The organism is Amorphoplanes digitatis (genome assembly GCF_014205335.1).
Taxonomy (GTDB): domain Bacteria; phylum Actinomycetota; class Actinomycetes; order Mycobacteriales; family Micromonosporaceae; genus Actinoplanes; species Actinoplanes digitatus.
On record NZ_JACHNH010000001.1, the window covers coordinates 4765669 to 4782088 of the forward strand.

Consider the following 16420-nt stretch of genomic DNA (forward strand, 5'->3'; position numbering starts at 1 on the left):
GAGGTGGGTGGTGCCCGACCTGGCCGCCGTGCTGAGCGCCCTGGCCGATCCGTCGCGGCGGGTGCTGTTGCAGCGGCTCGCGCACGGGCCGGCCACCGCCGGGCAGCTCGCCGAGCTGCTCAGCGTCAGCCGGCCGGCCACCTCGCAACACCTCCAGGTGCTGCAGGCCGCCGGCCTGGTCCGCGCGACGGCGCTGGGCCGGCACCGGTGGCACGAGCTGGCCCCGGCCCCGCTCTACCTGGTGGAGCAGTGGGTCCGCGGCCTGGCCGACACGTGGGCCGCCGCCCCGACGCTGGACGACCGTGCCGGTGCACCGCAACGCACCGCCGCATCCCGCAAGGAGAACAATCCGTGACCCAGCCCGTTACCTACGTCGAGCTGAACTCGCCCGACCTGCCCGCGTCCACCGCCTTCTTCCGCGCCGTGTTCGGCTGGGAACCCCAGCCGTTCGCCGCCCCGGAGTACCTGGTGGCACCGCACGGCGACGGCCCCGGCGTCGACACCGCCCTGCTGACCTCCCGCGACGGGCAACCCCGGGCGGTCCCGGTCATCCGGGTCCCGGACCTCGACGCGGCGACGGCGGCGGTCGGCGCGCACGGCGGCACGGTCGTCGTGCCACCGTTCGAGCTGGCCGGCGTCGGCCGCGGCTGCTACGTCGTCGACCCGGCCGGGCTCCTGCTCGGACTGCACGCCTACGACGCACGCTGAACGCGCCCGGTCACCTGCCGTCCCATCAGACGGCCGTAATCGGCGAATCCGTGCCGGCCGTAGAAACGGACCGCGCCGGCGTTGCGGTGGTGGATGCCCGCGGACAGGTAGGTGATCCCGTGGTCCGCCGCCCAGGTCACGGCGGCGTCGATCAGTGCGGCCCCGGCGCCGCGGTCCCGGGCGTCCTCGGCCACGACGGTGTGGATCTGCGCCGCCGACAACTCCGGGCGAAGGATCTGGTGGTCCGGCGGATCCGGGTTGCGCAGCACCTCGACCATCCCGACGACGTGGCCGGCCAACTCCGCGACAAGGACGGCGTTTCGCTGTGACCCGTCCGCCAGCATCGCCGTGAAGTGGCGCAGGACCGCGTCCCGGGCCGGCACGCGATACGTTTCCGGGTCGAGTGCGAGATGCGCCTCGGCATTGGTGACACGCAGCCGGACGAGAGACTCGACGTCGGCCACGGCCGCTGGTCGTACGGTGATCAATTCAGCTGTCTCCGCCCGCCGAAGTCCCAATGGTGTACCTCCACATCGGAGTACCGGTCCCGGGTCAGAACGGCGCTTGCGCTGTCCGGGTCCGGCGCCCGCACCAGCGACGCCGTCCCCAGCCACGCCGCACCGTCGTCGGAGAGCAGCGGCCCGTACGCGATCAGGTCGTCCCGGCAGGATGGCACGGCGAGATCGGCGGCCTCACCGGAGCCGAGGCCGAGCACCAGGTACCGGTCGCCACCCGTGCGGCCTCCCGGGAAGTCCCACATGGTGCGGCCCAGCAGGTTGCGCCACCGGCGCAGCAGTACGTCCCGGTACACGCCGGCCTGGTAGTTGGGCTCGTCGAAGGCGAACGCGCGGGCGGCGGCGGGATCGGGCAGGTCGACGATGTGCAGGCTGCCGGTCGGCGGGCCGTCGTCGGCGACGAAGGTCGGGCCGCGGGCGATCAGCTCCGCCTCGTACCGGTCCATGTAGGACCAATGGTCCTCCGCCAGCTCCTGACGCAGCGCCTCGGAGCCCGGCCGGTCACGGTGGTAGCACAGGAATTCCACCGCGGCAGTCTTTCACCACTCGAAGAGTGCGTTGAACAGTGGCCAGCTGACCCAGTCGGCCAGCCACGTCGGGTCCAGCTGGTTGAAGGCGGCCGGGCGCGCCGGGTCGCAGGCGGGCCAGTACGTGGTCAGCCAGCGTTGCTCCGCACCGTACAGGCGATCCCAGCGCGGCCGGACCACCCCGGTCACGGCCCGCTGCCGTGCCTCGTCGCCGGCCGCGTGGCGGCCGAGATAGCAGACGGCCGAGAGGATCTTCGACTGGAAGGACAAGGCGCGCTCGTCCATGTCGAAAAGCGGAATTCGGGAGCGGACCTCCAGGCGGCGCCGCAGCTCCGCCAGGACCGCCGGCTGTGCCCGGTCGTCGCCGGCGCTGGCCAGCGCCAGCAGCGCGTCGCCCCGGACCTCGTCGTCGGGGTCGGCGAGGGCACGCGCGTACACGTCGGTGGCCGCGACGCCCGCCCGCTTCGCGAGGGCGATGAGCGCGCAGAGGCGCACGGCCGCCGACATGCCGGGCCGCAGGGCGATGTCGCCCAGAACCGCGGACCCGTCCGGCCCGTCCGCCTCGCCGAGCGCGGCGACCAGGCCGCAGAAGCGTTCCTCGTCCGAGGTCGCCGCGAGGGCGGCCAGCAGGGCGCGCTCACCGGGCGCGCCCGCGCCGACGGCGCCCGTGAGCGCCGCCTCGAACGCGTCGTGGTCGGCGGCGTCACCGAGCCCGGCGTCGAGGTCCACCGTCCGCACCTCCGGCATGATGGGGCGGTGACCTATCCACCTCCGCTGTATCACGGGGAAGAGGCGAGATCAGCGCCCGCTACCGGCCGGACGCCACCGCGCCGGAGCTGGTCTACCCGAACGGTACCCGCGTGCACTACCTGTCCACCGGCGCCTCGACCGGCGGGCTGTTCGGGCTGTACCGGTGGGAGTGCGGGCCGGGCGTGACCGGGCCGGACCCCCACTTCCACCGCTTGATCACCGAGTCGTTCTACATCCTGGCCGGCACCATGCGCATCTACGACGGCAGCCGCTGGATTCCCGCCCCGGCCGGCGGGATACACGGGTTCAAGAACGAGTCCGGGCAGCCGGCCTCGATGCTGCTGCACTTCTCGCCGGGTGCGCCGCGCGAGGGGTACTTCGAGGGCCTGGTCGGTGTCGCGGGGCTGACCGAGGAGGAACGCGCCGCGTTCTACCTGGAGCACGACAACAACTGGCTACGCTGACGCGTCGTCCCGCCCGAGTGCGGCGCGGACGGCCTCGGGTGAGCGGGCGATGGACGCGGTGTCGTCCGCCGTGATGATCGGGCGCTGGATCAGGACCGGGTGCGCGGCGAGGGCGGCGATCCAACGGTCGCGGTCGGCGTCCGCGCGCGGCCAGCCGGCGAGGCCGAGCTGCTCGGCGAGCGGTTCGCCCAGCCGCGCGATGTGCCAGGGCTCCATCTCGAGGTGGGCGAGGACCTCGTTGAGCTCCTCGACGGTCGGCGGCTGCTCCAGGTAGTACCGGACGGTGTAGTCGGCCTGCTCGGCGTCGAGGATCGTCACGGCGCTCCGGCACTTCGAGCACTCGGGGTTGATCCAGATCTCCATCGGTCCTCCGTTGACGTGTCCGCGGTTTCGGCCGCCGACTCTTCCAGAAGAGCCCGTCGCGCGGCGTGCAGGGCGGCGTCGACCGCGCGCAGCAGGCCGTCGGCGGTGAAGGGCTTCTCAATGAAGGCGATGTCCGGGTCGAGGACGTTCTGGCTGCCGAGCAGGCCGTCGCTGTAGCCGGACATGAAGAGGACGGGCAGGCCGGGATGGCGCTGCCCGAGCAGTTCGACGAGCCGCGGCCCGGACATCTCCGGCATGATGACGTCGGTCAGGACCATGTCGCAGCCCTCTTGTTCGTCGAGGGTGAGCGCCTCCGGTCCGCTCACCGCCAGCTGGACCTGGTATCCGCCCTCGGTGAGGATGCGGGCGACGATGCGTCCCAGCGCCGGTTCGTCCTCGACGACCAGGACGGTCTCACCCTGTCCGCGGGGTACGGCCGCCGTCGACGCGGGCGTGGCGGCGCCGGCGGCGGGTTCCGTGACCAGCGGGAGGTACACCCGGAAGGTGGTGCCGACACCCGGCTCCGAGTAGACGTTGATGCCCCCGCCCGCCTCGGTGACCACGCCGTACACGGTGGCCAGGCCGAGCCCGGTTCCCCGGCCGTGCGGTTTCGTGGTGTAGAACGGCTCGAAGATGTGCCGGGCGACCTCGGGTGCCATGCCCTCGCCGGTGTCGCAGACCAGGAGCCGCGCGTACGTTCCCGCGCCGAGCGGGGGCTGCGTGTGTATCTGGTGCTCGTCCAGGGTGGCGATGCCGGCCTCGATCACCAGGGTGCCGCCGCCGGGCATCGCGTCGCGGGCGTTGAGGCTGAGGTTCAGCAGGATCTGCTGGATCTGGCCGGGGTCGGCGTGGATGGTGAGCGGTGCCGGTGAGTCCTTGGTGATCAGCTGGATGTGTTCGCCGATGGTGCGCCGCAGCATGGCCTCCACCTCGTCGATGGACGCGTTGAGGTCCATGTCGTGCGGCTGGATGGTGTCGCCGCGGGTGAAGACGAGCAGCTGGTGGGTCAGGCTGATGGCCCGGTCGGCCGCCCGCCGCACGTTCTCCAGGTCGGCCTGCACGCCGGGGTTGCCCTCGCTCTGCTCGGCGGCGAACGCGGTGTAGTTGACGATGATGGCGAGGATGTTGTTGAAGTCGTGTGCGACGCCACCGGCGAGCTTGCCGAGGCTCTCCATGCGCTGGGCCTGGTGGGTCCGCTCCTCGATGAGCCGCCGGCGCTCCGCCGCGGCCTTCGCGGACCGGATGTCGCGGCCGACGAACGCGAAACCGATGATGCTGCCGTGGCTGTCCGTGACCGGTGTGGCGCTGACGGAGACGTCGAGCGGCGTGCCGTCCTTGTGCACCCGCCTGGCGTCGTACTGCACGCGTTCGCCCCTGGCGAGCCGGGCGGCGACCTCCTGCTGGTCGCGCCGGTTGACGGCGTCGGCGATCATCGAGAGCCGGCGGCCCAGCGCCTCGGCCGCGGTGTGCCCGAAGAGCCGCTCGGCGCCGCCGTTCCAGGCGGTGATCGTCATGTCGAGGTCGGTACCGATGATGGCTTCTTCGCTGTGTTCGACGACGGCCGCGAGCGTGGCGCGGTGACGGTCCGCCGCGTCCTGAGCGGCGCGTTCGCGGGCACCGGCCGCGTCGAGGAGGTGCTGGCCGCCCGGATCGGGGTACAGCGCGCCGCCACGGTGGCCGCGTCGCAGGGCCCAGTAGTAGAGGCCGGCGCACGCCGTGAACAGGGTCCCGATGGCCGAGGGCCACAGACTGCCGGACGACCCGGCGGCCGACAGCAAAGCCTGGAGCGCGGCACAGAAGAAGATCAAGGCTGTGGCCGTGGCCAGCCGGTTCGTGCGCAGCTGTCCCGCCCGGGCGATCGGCACCGCGATGGCGATCGCGATCGCCGCGAACGCCACCATGATGACCGTATTGCCGAGTACGTAGATCTGGACCGGCACACTCTTCTCTTCGGGCCCGGAGACGAGAGGCTTAGCTGCGGGGCGCCGCTACGGCTCGCCCCGCGGTTCCAGGGCGGGCTGCACGAGCCCGGGCGCGTTCGCCGGGCTGAACCGGCCCGGTTCACCGCTCTGCTCGGCCCGGATGACGTGCATGACCGCGTTGATCAGGGCCAGGTGGGTGAACGCCTGCGGGAAGTTGCCCAGGTGCCGCCCGTTGTTCGTGTCGATCTCCTCGGCGTAGAGCTCCAGCGGGCTCGCGTACGCGAGCAGGCGCTCGCAGAGCTTGCGGGCCTGGTCCACCTCGCCGATCTCGACAAGCGCGGAGACCAGCCAGAACGAGCAGATCGTGAACGCGCCCTCCTCGCCGGTGAGCCCGTCGTCGGTCTCCTCGACCCGGTAGCGCAGCACGAGCCCGTCCACGGTCAGCTCGTCGGCGATCGCGTGCACGGTGGCCCGGATCCGGGCGTCGTCGGCGGGCAGGAACCGCATGAGGGGAAGCAGCAGCAGGGAGGCGTCCAGGACGGTCGAGCCGTACCGCTGTACGAAGACGCCGCGGTCGTCGACCCCGGCGGCGCAGACCTCGGCGTGGATCTGGTCGGCCAGGGCCTGCCACTTCTCCGCGTACTCGGGCTCGTCGTACAGGCGGGCGAGGCGGGCGCCGCGGTCGAGCGCCACCCAGCACATCACCTTGCTGGAGACGAAGTGCCGCGGCTCGCCGCGGACCTCCCAGATGCCGCGGTCGGGCTCCTCCCAGTGCGCGGCGGCCTGCTCGACCTGGCGTTTGAGCACCGGCCACAGCGACTCCGGCAGCTGCTCGCGGGACCGGGCGTGCAGGTACACCGAGTCCAGCACGGCGCCCCAGACGTCGTGCTGCTTCTGCTGGTACGCCGCGTTGCCGACCCGGACCGGGAAGGCATTCTCGTACCCGGCCAGGTGCGGCAGCGCCTCCTCCTCGATCTCCCGCTCGCCGCCGACCCTGTACATGACCTGCAACTCGTGGCCGTCGCGGCAGGCGTCGTGGATGAAGTAGAAGAAGTCGTTGGCCTCCCGGTCGAAGCCCAGCGTGTACAGGCCCCACAGGGCGAACGTCGAGTCGCGCACCCACGCGTACCGGTAGTCCCAGTTGCGCTCGCCGCCCGGGGTCTCCGGCAGGCCCATGGTCGAGGCGGCCAGCAGCGCGCCGGTCGGCGCGTATGTGAGGCCCTTGAGGGTCAGGGCGCTGCGCTGGAGGTAGCTGCGCCACGGGTGGTCGGGGAAGTCGCCGAGGGTGATCCACTGCCGCCAGTACTCGGAGGTGCGCCCCATCCGCTCGAGCGCGTCGTCGAGGGTGAGCGGCGGCGGCAGCGAGGACCAGCCGAGGGCCACGAAACGGGTCTCGCCCTCGACCATCCGGGTCCGCGCGTTCAGGCCGCGACCCTCGATGCCGGGCCGCAGGTCCGTGGTGAGGCGCAGGGTGGCCTCGCCGTCCGGGCATTCCGCGACGACATGGCCGTACCCGGGTCCCTCGTACCGCCAGGCCGGCTCACGCCGGCCGTAGTCGAACACCGGCTCGCAGGTCATCGACAGGTCCACCGACCCGCTCACGCACCGCACCGTACGCAGCAGGCAGTGCTCCGCGTCGAAGTCCGTCGGCGAACGGCGGTGGGTACGGGAGCGTTCCGTGAGGTTGTGCCACGGGCCCATGCACAGCGCGTCCCGCACGATCAGCCACCCGGTCCGGGTCTGCCAGGTCGTCTCCAGCATCAGGCTGCCCGGCAGGTACCGCCGGGCGGCGGGCACCATCTCGTCGTACGGGCCGAGGCGGAACGCGCCCGCGCCGCGGTCCAGCATCGTGGTGAACACGCTCGGCGAATCCGGCCGGGGCAGGCACATCCACTCGACCGCGCCGTTCGGCGCCACCAGGCAGGTAACTTCGCAGTCGGACAGGAACGCGTAGTCGGCGATCGGCGGGAACGAGCTGCGCCTGTCCATACCAGCGATCGTCGCCCGCCGGCGGGGCCCGCGCCACCGCTTACCCCCCGATTGGTGGTGAACTCTCGCCGTCAGCCGGTGGCCGGCGGGTGCTGCCAGTCGGCGTCCCAGCGCTCGGCGGCCTGGGGCGGGTCCGTGCCGGCCGTCAGGGTCAGCGTGCGGGTGCCGGCCTGCGCGAACTGATCGGTGAACCGCAGGGTGAGTGCCGCGGTGCCGCCCTCGGTGGGTGTGCCGCCGATGAACCCGGCGGGGTCCAGCTCGAGCCCGGCCGGCAGGGTGCCCTGCGCGATCGACCAGACCCCGGCCCGCTGCCCGGCGACGGCCAGCTCGGCGCGGTACTGCTCGCCGAGCACGGCGTACGGAAGCGCGGCGGTGACGATCACCGGCGGGTACGGCCGGACCGTCAGGGTCAGCGCCTGGCTGACCCGCTGCGGAACGTAGTCGGTGAACCGGACGGTGAACCGCCGCGTGCCCGCCGCGGCGGGCCGGCCGGAGAGCTGCCCGCCGGCCGACAGGCGCAGGCCCGCCGGAAGGCTGCCGGAGGCGAGCTGCCAGCGGCCGGTCCGGCCGGGCTGAAGCTTGAGCTGCGCCGAGTACTGCTCGCCGACCAGCGCCCCCGGAAGCGACCGGGTGGTGATCTTGGTGGGTGCCGGCGGCGCCGGCACGAACAGCAGCCGGTTCGGTGAACCGGACCGGCGGGTGACCTTGCCGGTAGTGGCCTGCCTGACCAGCAACGACCGGACCTCGGCCGGCGTGTACGCCGGATGCGCGGCCAGGATGAGCGCGACCGCGCCGGCCACGTGCGGTGACGCCATCGAGGTGCCGTCCATGACCGCGGTCGCCGTGTCGCTGCGGTAGTACGCGGACCTGATGTCGACCCCCGGCGCGAAGATGTCGACGGTCGAACCGTAGTTGGAGAACGACGCCCGGCGGTCCCGCCGGTCCGTCGCACCGACCGTGATGGCCGGGCCCACGCCGGACGGGCTCCCGTTGTACGCGTTGGCGTTCTCGTTGCCCGCGGCGACGACGTAGCTGACCCCGCCGGCGATCGAGTCCTCGACCGCCTGGTCGATCGCGGCGCTGTAACCGCCGCCGAGACTCATGTTCGCCACCGCCGGGTGTACCGCGTGCTCGGTCACCCAGTCGACGGCCTCGACGACGTCGCTGGTCGTGCCCTCGCCGTCGCAGTCGAGCACCCGGACGGCCACCAGGCGCACGCTCTTCGCCACGCCGTACTTGTGGCCGCCCAGGATCGCGGCGACATGGGTACCGTGACCGTCACAGTCGCGGGCCGAGGTGTCGCCGTCGACGAAGTCGTAGCCGTAGCTCGCCCGGTCGCCGAACTCCTTGTGCGAGATCCGGATACCGGTGTCGATCACGTAGGCGTGCACGCCGGCGCCGGAGCTCGACGCGGTGAAGGTCCCCGACAGCTTCCGCGACCGGGCGTCGACCCGGTCGAGCGACCAGGGCGCCTTGCGTTGCGTGCCCGAGACGCGGACGATCCGGTCCTGCTCGACGACCGAGACCGCCGGGTCCGCGGCCAGACGACGGGCCTCGCCGACCGACAGCGACGCGGTGAAGCCCGGCACCGCGCCGCCGAACACCCGGCCGATGCGGTTACCGACAAGCGATCTCGCCGTCACGCCGACGCTCTGCACCGTGGCGCGGTCCCGCCGGAGCAGCACGATGAAGCGGCCGGGCACCGCCGAAGCGGCGCCGAGCCCGTGCACGAACCCCTCGGCCGGCCGCTCGGCCATCCGGTCCACGGACGGCGGGGCCGGCGCGGCCGCGGGGACGCCGCCCGCCGAGGCGGTCGCCGCCAGGGCCGCGACGAGCGTCAAGCCCTGCCTGCTGATGAGGTAACCGAGGAACACCGGCTGCTTCCCCTGCCTGGTCGACGGTACGGCCACCAGATGGCCGCCATCCGCCCGTACCGTCGTCATCCCAGGTCGGCGGCGAAGCGTTCGTGATGTGTTTCATCACACGGCACCCGCCTCAGGTCAGCTGCCAGGCCCCGAGCTGCTCGTACGTGGGCGCCGGACCGAGATTGCTGCGCACCAGGACCATGGTCTCGACCGGCCACGCCGGCCCCCGGTACGCCGCCAGGTCGGCACGGTCCGCCTCCACCGCGGCGGCGTCCAGGCGGTCGCCGGGCCGGGCAACGGTCAGGTGCGGCTTGAACCTCCGGTCGTCATGCGGCAGCCGATCATGCCTGAGTTCCCGCCGCACCCGCCGGGACAGCGACGTGAGCGCCTCCCGGTCGCCGTCGACACCCACCCACAGCACGGTGAACCGTCCCCGCCCGAACCGCCCCCCGCCGGCCAGCCGCAACCGCGGCGCGCCGGACCCGGCGGCACGCCAGCCGTCGGCGGCCCGCTGAAGTGCGCCGGGCACCTTCCCGGCGCGCTCCTCGGCGACCTCACCCAGGAACGCCAGCGTGAGGTGCCAGGTCTCCCCGCGCGCCAGCCGGGTGTTGACCCCGCCGGCCGCTGCCGCACTCACCCGCAGACCTTCCAGCCGCCGCGCAAGGTCGTCGCAGGCCTCGGCCGGCGGATAAGCGGCAACGAACAACCTCATGCCCCGACCCTATTGAGGGCGGCGGCGCCGCAGGACCGGATCGGGCCGTGGCATTACCGGAGCCGGTTGGTCACCCAGCCCGGATCGAAGGCGGCCACCACCTCGTCCGCGGTGCCTGACTGGACGGCGACCGCGCCCGGCCTTCCCGTGTGAATGTCGAGCATGGTGACCCCGGCGGCCTCTAGTACGGAGAGGCTGCGGGACCAGGCCGGGTGCCCCCACAGCTTGTTGTTCACCATCGGCACCACGAGCAGCGGCAAGCCCTCCCCCAGCGCCGAGCACAACTGGGCGAGGGCGTACGTGTCGGCGACCCCTGCGGCGACCTTGTTGACCGTGTTGAACGTCGCGGGGCACGCCACGAGGCAACGATGGCACAACGAGCGGCATCGCGGGCAGCCCGCCGGAACACCCGGCCGGGTGCGCGGGAACCTAGGCTGTGGGAATGCGGGTAGCTTTCGCCAGCGATGACGAGAACGAGACGACGCGGGCGGTGGTCGAGGCCCTGGCCGGTGACGGGCATGAGGTCGTCCGGCCGGAATCCGCGCAGGGCTGGCCTGATCTCGGGCGGTTCGTCGGGCGGGCCGTTGTCGACGGGAGGGCGGACTTCGGGGTGGTGATGTGCTGGACCGGTACCGGGACGGCGATCGCGGCCAACAAGGTGCCCGGTGTTCGGGCGGCGCTGGCCTGGGATCCGTGGATCGCGCGGGGTGCGCGGCTCTGGAACGACGCGAACGTGCTGGCGATGAGCCTCAAGCGGCTCGCGCCGGACGTGGCGGTCGAGGTGCTGCGGGCGTTCCTGGACACCCCGGAGCCGGACCCGGACGAGGCGGAGAACATCGCCGCGATCGAGCCGCAGGCCGGGGAGACCGCGGCTACGACGGCCGGCGAGCGGTGACGAGCCAGGCGCGGGAGTCGAAGCGGACGCCGTCGGCGCTCAGGTTCGCGGCGAGTGTCCGGCGCAGGCGCTCCTCCGCGTGCGCAGCCGCGGCGGGATCCAGGCGGTCGAGGAATTCGCTGGTGCAGGTGAAGCCGCGGACCCAGTCGAAGGCGGCGGGGACGTCCGGGCCGAAGTAGATCGGTTCGCGTACGTCGGCGAGCGCGATCTCGGCGAGACCCGCGGCCTCCAGGGTCTGCCGCACCGCCGGCGGGTCGGCGAGCGAGAACGGGTCGGGTCCCCCGCCGGCACCTGTCATTTCGAGGGAGCGGCGGATGGCGGCGTCCCATTCGTTGCGCTCGCGGGACTGCCAGACCAGCATCACCAGGCGACCGGCCGGGCGCAGCGCCCGCCCGACGTTGGCGAACGCGGCGACCGGGTCGTCGAAGAACATCGTGCCGAATCTGCTGATCGCCACGTCGAAGCGCTCCGGCGCGAAGCGGTGGACCTGTGCGTCGGCGTGCTCGAAGGTGACGTTGTGGATTCCCTGGGCCAGTGCGCGGGCGCGCTCGATCGCGGGCGCCGAGACGTCCACGCCGAGCGCGGTGCCGGCGCGGGCCGCACGCGCGGCCTGCCGGGTCGTCTGGCCGGCGCCGCAGCCGAGGTCGAGGACATGGTCGTCGAGCCGAAGGCCGGCCGCGCGGCGCAGCACCTCGTTGTGCCGTCGCAGTTCGGCGTCGTAGCCCGTGGCGGGTGTCATCACGGTCCTTTGACGACGGTCGCGGCGTACGCCTCGAGGCGGTCCGCCAGCTCGCGGGGGCGGCTGAGCGCGGGCGTGTGCCCACCGTCGATCTCGTCGGGGGTGACGCCCAGGCGTTCGCGCGCGACGCGGCGCAGGTAGCGGGCCGGGAACAGGCGGTCGTCGCGGCAGATCAGGACCCGGGTGGGTACGTCGGGCCAGGCCCGCAGCGGCGACGGCTCCCCCATCCGGGCCTCGGACTGGCCGCGCCCCCGGCGCAGCGCCTCGGCGGCCAGCTCCGGCGCGACGTCCTGATAGAACAGTTCGATCGTGTCGTCGTATCCGGCGCGCGGCTCCTTGTCGTATCCCGTGGCGGCCCAGTAGGCGGCGGGCGACTCACCCGGCGCGGGAATCATGGGCGCGACCAGGACCAGCAGCTCCACCGCCACCCGGTCGCAGACGAGCGGGGCGATGAAGCCGCCGAACGACTGCGCGACCACTATCAGACCGGTCCGGCCGCCGATCGCGTCGACCACCACGTCCGCGTATGAAGGCAGGCCCGCCGAGTCGTCCTCGCACGGAAGGTCCGGGGCGATGGTCTCGTGGCCGCGCGCACGCAGTTCGGCCTCGACGAGGTGCCAGTACCACCCGACGTCGCCGGCGCCGTGTATCAGAACGAAAGCGGCCACCAACGGAGGCTAGGCGCTCAGGCGGAGTCGCGCACGATCAGCTCCGTCGGCAGGATGACCGCGGCATGCTCGGCGCCGTCGATGTGTGCCAGCAGCAGCCGGACCATCTCCGCGCTCTGCCGGGCCCACGGCTGCCGGATCGTGGTCAGCAGCGGAGTGGTGGTGGTCGCGATCCGGTTGTCGTCGAAGCCGCCGACCGCGACGTCCTCGGGCACCCGCCGGCCGGCGCGTTGCAGCGCGGTGATCGCGCCGGCCGCCATCAGGTCGGAGCAGACGAAGACGGCGTCCAGGTCCGGTGCCTGGCTCAGCAGGCGGGTCATCGCCGCCTCGCCGGACGCCTGGGTGTAGTCGCCGGTGGCGACCAGGTACGGGTCGCCGGCGCCGACGATCTCCCGGTAGCCGGCCAGGCGGTCGACGCCGCCCGGCGTGTCCAGCGGGCCGGTGATGATGGCGATCCGGCGGCGGCCGGTCGAGCGCAGGTAGCCGGTCATCTGGCGGGCGCCGTCGCGGTCGTCGGAGGCCACGTAGGTGACGTCGCGTTCCTGGCCCAGCGGGCGGCCGCAGACGACGAACGGCAGCCCGCGCTCCCTGAGCTCGGCGATCAGCGGGCTGCCGAGGTGGTTGGAGATCAGCAGCGCGCCGTCGACGTGGCCGGCGGTGACCCAGCGGCCGATCCGCTGCCGGTCCTCGGCGGTGGCGGCCACCGTCAGCAGCAGCGTGATGTCGTGCTCGGCCAGCACCTGGGTGCAGCCGCGCAGCAGGTTGTTGAAGTTCGGGTCCTCGAAGAGCTTGTCCTGCGGCTCGGAGAGGATGAAGGCGACCGAGCCGGAGCGCTGGGTGACCAGGCTGCGGGCGTGCTGGTTGACCACGTACCCGGTCTTGCTGATCGCCCGCTCGACCGCCGCGAGCGACTGCCGGCTCACGTTGTGGCCGCCGTTGAGCACCCGGGAGACCGTGCCGCGGGAGACGCCGGCCATCGCGGCGACGTCGTCCATCGTCGGGCGGGAGCGGAGGCGGCTGGGCTCGGTCACGGTGACATTGTCCTGCCCGGCCACATTCCCCCGCAGTCGGGTGTACGGATCATCAGCCCTTCACCGCACCGGAGACCAGGTCGAGCCGCCAGTACCGCTGAAGCAGCAGGAACAGGGCGATCAGCGGCAGGATCGACACCAACACGCCGATGATCACGACGCTGTACAGGGCCGGCACCGTCTGGCCCTGGTTGAGCAGGGTGAACAGGCCGACGGTGACCGGGAACCGGCCGTCGGAGGAGATCATCACGAACGGCAGCAGGAAGTTGTTCCAGATCGCCACGAACTGGAACAGGAACACCGTCACCAGGCCGGGCAGCATCATCGGCAGCGCGACCCGGCCGAAGATGCGCAGCTCGCCGGCGCCGTCGGTGCGGGCGGCCTCCAGCACCGTGTCGGGCACCGCCGCGGCCGCGTAGATCCGGGCCAGGTAGATGCCGAACGGGCTGATGATGCTCGGCAGCAGCACCGACCAGTAGGTGTCGGTGAGCCCGACCTTGGCCAGCAGCAGGTACTGCGGGATCGCCAGGGTCACGCCGGGCACCAGCACGCCGGCGAGCAGCACGTTGAAGATGGCGTCGCGGCCGGGGAACCGGAACTTGGCGAGGGTGTATCCGGACAGCCCGGAGACCAGCGCCGAGATCGCGCCGCCGACACCGGCATAGAGCAGGCTGTTGGCGAGCCACCGCCAGTAGATGCCGTCGCCGTAGGTCGACAGGTCGGACAGGTTGTCGAGCAGGTCGCCGCCGGGCGCGAACGTGAACGTGGTGAACAGCGAGGAGCCGCTCTTGGTGGAGGCCGCGACCACCCAGGCGACCGGGAGCAGGCAGTAGAACGCCCCGATGAGCAGGACCGCGGTGGGCAGCCAGGCGGTCCGCGTGGGCTCCCTGCGGCGCGGGGTCCCGGGATCGAGATCGGAGCGCGCGGGTACGGACGAGGTCAGCGTCGTCATCGGTGCTCACCGCCGAAGGCCTGCCGCTGCACGAGGCGCAGGAAGCCGAAGGAGATCACGAGGGTGACCCCGGCGATGACCACCGAGGTGGCGGCGGCGGAGTAGATGTCGTTCTGCGCGAACGCGTCGCTGTAGATCTTCATGAGCGGGGTCCAGGTGGACGAGATGGAGTTGGTCAGCGAGCGGACGGTCAGCGGTTCGGTGAACACCTGGAGGGTGGCGATCAGCGAGAAGACGGTCGTCATGATCAGCGAGGGCAGCAGCAGCGGGATCTTGATCCGGACGGCGAGCTGGAACTGGGTGCAGCCGTCCAGAAGCGCCGACTCGTAGATCTCGCCCGGGATGGCCCGCAGCGAGGTGAACAGCACGATCATGTTGAAGCCGACGCCGCCCCAGACCGCGATGTTGACGATCGCGAAGATCACCGAGTTGCCCGTCAGCGGGTCGGGCGCCGGCAGGCCGAGCCACTCGGCGACGTTCGTGAAGGGGCTCACCGCGGGCAGGTACAGGAAGCCCCAGAGCATGCTGGCGATCAGGCCCGGCACCGCGTACGGGAGGAAGATCGCCAGGCGCGAGAAGCGCGCCAGGCCGACCCGCGGGCGGTCCAGCAGCAGCGCGAAGAGCAGCGCGAGTCCCAGCATGATCGGCAGCAGGATGGCGCCGTACGCGAGCACCCGGCCCGCGCTGCTCCAGAGCTCGGGGTCGGCGAGGGCCTCGCGGTAGTTCTCCAGCCCGGCGAATATCTCCTTGCGGGAGTTGCGGCCCAGGCCGAGGCCGCTGACCTTGACCTTGCGCAGGCTCAGGTAGATCGCGTACCCGATGGGCAGCACCACGAAGAGCGTGAAGAGCACGATGGCCGGCGCGAGGAAGAGGTACGGCACCCGGCGGGATGCCGCACCTCGCCGCGACCGGCCGGTGACGGCCGATGACATTGCGGTTCCTCTCAGCTGGTGACCGTGAAGCCGTTCTTCTGCATGTCGGCGACCGTCGCCGACTGCATGGTGTCGACGGCGCCGGAGAACGGCGTCTTGCCGGTGATCGCCTTGCCGAAGGCGTCCTTGTAGGTGTCGTAGGCGACGTTCACGTTCGGGCCCCAGGTGAAGCCGACCGCGGTGTCCGCGATCGCCTTGGCCTCGGTGTAGAAGTCCTTCTGCTGCGCGAAGAACGCCGGCGGCGCCTGGAGCAGCGGGCTGGCCTGCGCGTCGCGGGCGGCCGGGTAGATGGCGCTCTCCTTGATGAGCAGGTCGGTGGCGGCCGGGTCGGTGTTCATCCAGGTCGCGAACTTCACCGCGGCGGCCTTGTTCTTGCTGGCGGCGGTGACGCCGGTGGACGAGCCGCCCCAGCTGCCGGTCTTGTTCTCGCCGGCGGCCCACTGCGGCATCGGCGCCATGGCCCACTTGCCCTTTGTCGCCGGCGCGTTGCCCTCCAGGACGCCGGGCGCCCAGATCGCGCTCGGCCAGGCGATCAGCGTGCCGTCGTTGAGCGCCTTGTTCCAGGCGGGGGTGTACATCGGCTTGCCGTCGATCACGCCCTCGTTGACCAGCGCGCCCCAGTAGTCGGCGACCTTCTTGGTGGCGGCGTCGTTGACGCTGACCTTCCAGGACTCGCCGTTGATGCCCCACCAGGCGGCGCCGGCCTGCTGCGCCAGGCCGGTGAACCAGCCCGGGTCGTTGGCCGAGAACGTGGTCAGGTACTTCTTCGGGTCCTTCTGCCGGACGGTACGGGCGGTCTGCGCGAACTCGTCCCAGGTCTTCGGCACGGTGAGGCCGAACTTGTCGAACAGGTCGGCGCGGTAGTAGAGCATCATCGGGCCGGAGTCCTGCGGGATCGCGTACACCGACTCGGTGCCGAGGGTGACCTGCTGCCAGACGCCCTCGGCGAACTTCGCCTTGGCCGGCTCGGCGTCCTTGGCGATGTCGGCGAGCACGTCGTTGCTGACCAGGGTCGGCAGCGCCTGGTACTCGACCTGCGCGAGGTCCGGCGGGTTGCCGGCCTTGGCCGAGGTCAGCAGCTTCGTGACGATGTCGCCGCCGCCGGCCTGCTTGCTGAGCGTGACGTGGATATCCGGGTTCGCCGCGTTCCAGGCGTCCACGGTCTTGTCGATGTTCGGCGCCCACGACCAGAAGGAAAGCTCTACCTTGCCGCCGGGCTGCGCGGGTTGGTCCTCGTCACCGGAGTCGCTGCTGGTGCAGGCGGCGCTCAGTCCTGCGGCCAGCACCACCGCGAGCAGCTTCGCGCCGAACTTGGCTCTCATCGTCGTACCTCTCTGGAGGGGTGTAGTCATCCATATCGCTGTGAGCGCTCACAGCCTTATCTCCCA

19 protein-coding genes are annotated in these 16420 nt (G+C 71.9%); 4 read left to right on the forward strand and 15 right to left on the reverse strand.

Annotated features, from left to right (window positions below):
- The first annotated feature begins 10 nt into the window (after positions 1-10).
- Both BJ971_RS20865 and BJ971_RS20870 read left to right on the forward strand, forming a co-directional pair.
- Positions 11-355 carry an ArsR/SmtB family transcription factor gene (locus BJ971_RS20865; protein WP_184994923.1) on the forward strand — a complete coding sequence of 115 codons (345 nt, stop codon included), beginning with the start codon at positions 11-13 and terminating at the stop codon, positions 353-355.
- Positions 352-708 (forward strand): VOC family protein, encoded by a 357-nt coding sequence (locus BJ971_RS20870; RefSeq protein WP_184994924.1) that lies wholly within the window; start codon positions 352-354, stop codon positions 706-708. The genes BJ971_RS20865 and BJ971_RS20870 overlap by 4 nt, the downstream gene beginning before the upstream one ends.
- Here BJ971_RS20870 and BJ971_RS20875 read toward each other — a convergent pair.
- The 3 genes from BJ971_RS20875 to BJ971_RS20885 are packed head-to-tail and all read right to left on the reverse strand — an operon-like array spanning position 693 to position 2488.
- Positions 693-1226, reverse strand: coding sequence for a GNAT family N-acetyltransferase (locus BJ971_RS20875; RefSeq protein WP_311772776.1), 534 nt, complete (start codon positions 1224-1226; stop codon positions 693-695). The genes BJ971_RS20870 and BJ971_RS20875 overlap by 16 nt on opposite strands.
- Positions 1193-1750, reverse strand: a complete 558-nt coding sequence (locus BJ971_RS20880; RefSeq protein WP_184994926.1) for a YciI family protein — start codon at positions 1748-1750, stop codon at positions 1193-1195. The genes BJ971_RS20875 and BJ971_RS20880 overlap by 34 nt, the downstream gene beginning before the upstream one ends.
- Positions 1751-1762: 12 nt before the next feature.
- Positions 1763-2488, reverse strand: coding sequence for a HEAT repeat domain-containing protein (locus BJ971_RS20885; RefSeq protein ID WP_184994927.1), 726 nt, complete (start codon positions 2486-2488; stop codon positions 1763-1765).
- A 122-nt stretch (positions 2489-2610) separates the two neighbouring features.
- Between BJ971_RS20885 and BJ971_RS20890 the strand changes: the two genes are divergently transcribed.
- Complete coding sequence (locus BJ971_RS20890) at positions 2611-2964, forward strand: cupin domain-containing protein (RefSeq protein ID WP_239087357.1); 354 nt, start codon at positions 2611-2613, stop codon at positions 2962-2964.
- Here BJ971_RS20890 and BJ971_RS20895 read toward each other — a convergent pair.
- The 6 genes from BJ971_RS20895 to BJ971_RS20920 form a co-directional block, all read right to left on the reverse strand.
- Entirely contained in the window at positions 2956-3327 is a 372-nt protein-coding gene (locus tag BJ971_RS20895; protein WP_184994928.1) for an ArsC/Spx/MgsR family protein, read from the reverse strand. The two genes, BJ971_RS20890 and BJ971_RS20895, sit on opposite strands and share 9 nt — an antisense overlap.
- The gene (locus BJ971_RS20900; RefSeq protein ID WP_239087356.1) at positions 3279-5267 is read right to left on the reverse strand and encodes an ATP-binding protein; all 1989 of its coding nucleotides are present in this window, start codon (positions 5265-5267) and stop codon (positions 3279-3281) included. The genes BJ971_RS20895 and BJ971_RS20900 overlap by 49 nt, the downstream gene beginning before the upstream one ends.
- A 48-nt stretch (positions 5268-5315) precedes the next feature.
- Positions 5316-7238 (reverse strand): glycoside hydrolase family 15 protein, encoded by a 1923-nt coding sequence (locus BJ971_RS20905; RefSeq protein WP_184994929.1) that lies wholly within the window; start codon positions 7236-7238, stop codon positions 5316-5318.
- 71 nt (positions 7239-7309) lie between these two features.
- Positions 7310-9112 (reverse strand): S8 family serine peptidase, encoded by a 1803-nt coding sequence (locus BJ971_RS20910; protein ID WP_239087355.1) that lies wholly within the window; start codon positions 9110-9112, stop codon positions 7310-7312.
- 121 nt (positions 9113-9233) lie between these two features.
- Positions 9234-9815 (reverse strand): RNA 2',3'-cyclic phosphodiesterase, encoded by a 582-nt coding sequence (gene thpR, locus BJ971_RS20915; protein ID WP_184994930.1) that lies wholly within the window; start codon positions 9813-9815, stop codon positions 9234-9236.
- 53 nt (positions 9816-9868) lie between these two features.
- Positions 9869-10174, reverse strand: a complete 306-nt coding sequence (locus BJ971_RS20920) for a flavoprotein (RefSeq protein ID WP_184994931.1) — start codon at positions 10172-10174, stop codon at positions 9869-9871.
- A gap of 83 nt (positions 10175-10257) precedes the next feature.
- On the opposite strand from BJ971_RS20920, the gene BJ971_RS20925 reads away from it, so the two are divergent.
- Positions 10258-10710 (forward strand): RpiB/LacA/LacB family sugar-phosphate isomerase, encoded by a 453-nt coding sequence (locus tag BJ971_RS20925; RefSeq protein WP_184994932.1) that lies wholly within the window; start codon positions 10258-10260, stop codon positions 10708-10710.
- Here the strand turns inward: BJ971_RS20925 and BJ971_RS20930 are convergent.
- From BJ971_RS20930 to BJ971_RS20955, 6 genes are read right to left on the reverse strand one after another with little or no spacing between them, the layout of a single operon-like run.
- Positions 10688-11449 carry a class I SAM-dependent methyltransferase gene (locus tag BJ971_RS20930; RefSeq protein WP_184994933.1) on the reverse strand — a complete coding sequence of 254 codons (762 nt, stop codon included), beginning with the start codon at positions 11447-11449 and terminating at the stop codon, positions 10688-10690. The genes BJ971_RS20925 and BJ971_RS20930 overlap by 23 nt on opposite strands.
- Complete coding sequence (locus BJ971_RS20935) at positions 11449-12117, reverse strand: alpha/beta hydrolase (protein ID WP_184994934.1); 669 nt, start codon at positions 12115-12117, stop codon at positions 11449-11451. Before BJ971_RS20935 ends, BJ971_RS20930 begins: the two co-directional genes overlap by 1 nt.
- Positions 12118-12134: 17 nt before the next feature.
- Positions 12135-13148 (reverse strand): LacI family DNA-binding transcriptional regulator, encoded by a 1014-nt coding sequence (locus tag BJ971_RS20940; protein WP_239087354.1) that lies wholly within the window; start codon positions 13146-13148, stop codon positions 12135-12137.
- Between the two features lie 52 nt (positions 13149-13200).
- A complete protein-coding gene (locus BJ971_RS20945) occupies positions 13201-14100 on the reverse strand; it encodes a carbohydrate ABC transporter permease (RefSeq protein ID WP_184994935.1) in 900 nt (299 codons plus the stop codon).
- Positions 14097-15032: a carbohydrate ABC transporter permease gene (locus tag BJ971_RS20950; RefSeq protein ID WP_184994936.1), complete on the reverse strand. Its 936-nt coding sequence runs from the start codon at positions 15030-15032 to the stop codon at positions 14097-14099. The genes BJ971_RS20945 and BJ971_RS20950 overlap by 4 nt, the downstream gene beginning before the upstream one ends.
- Before the next feature lie 11 nt (positions 15033-15043).
- The gene (locus BJ971_RS20955; protein WP_184994937.1) at positions 15044-16354 is read right to left on the reverse strand and encodes an ABC transporter substrate-binding protein; all 1311 of its coding nucleotides are present in this window, start codon (positions 16352-16354) and stop codon (positions 15044-15046) included.
- Positions 16355-16420 lie beyond the last annotated feature (66 nt).

Bases quoted from the DNA above. Each gene is read 5' to 3' on its own strand.
- BJ971_RS20930 (WP_184994933.1), bottom strand. From the start codon at position 11,449: ATGACACCCGCCACGGGCTACGACGCCGAACTGCGACGGCACAACGAG.
- BJ971_RS20955 (WP_184994937.1), bottom strand. From the start codon at position 16,354: ATGAGAGCCAAGTTCGGCGCGAAGCTGCTCGCGGTGGTGCTGGCCGCA.
- BJ971_RS20950 (WP_184994936.1), bottom strand. From the start codon at position 15,032: ATGTCATCGGCCGTCACCGGCCGGTCGCGGCGAGGTGCGGCATCCCGC.
- BJ971_RS20925 (WP_184994932.1), top strand. From the start codon at position 10,258: ATGCGGGTAGCTTTCGCCAGCGATGACGAGAACGAGACGACGCGGGCG.
- BJ971_RS20945 (WP_184994935.1), bottom strand. From the start codon at position 14,100: ATGACGACGCTGACCTCGTCCGTACCCGCGCGCTCCGATCTCGATCCC.
- BJ971_RS20895 (WP_184994928.1), bottom strand. From the start codon at position 3,327: ATGGAGATCTGGATCAACCCCGAGTGCTCGAAGTGCCGGAGCGCCGTG.
- BJ971_RS20905 (WP_184994929.1), bottom strand. From the start codon at position 7,238: ATGGACAGGCGCAGCTCGTTCCCGCCGATCGCCGACTACGCGTTCCTG.
- thpR (WP_184994930.1), bottom strand. From the start codon at position 9,815: ATGAGGTTGTTCGTTGCCGCTTATCCGCCGGCCGAGGCCTGCGACGAC.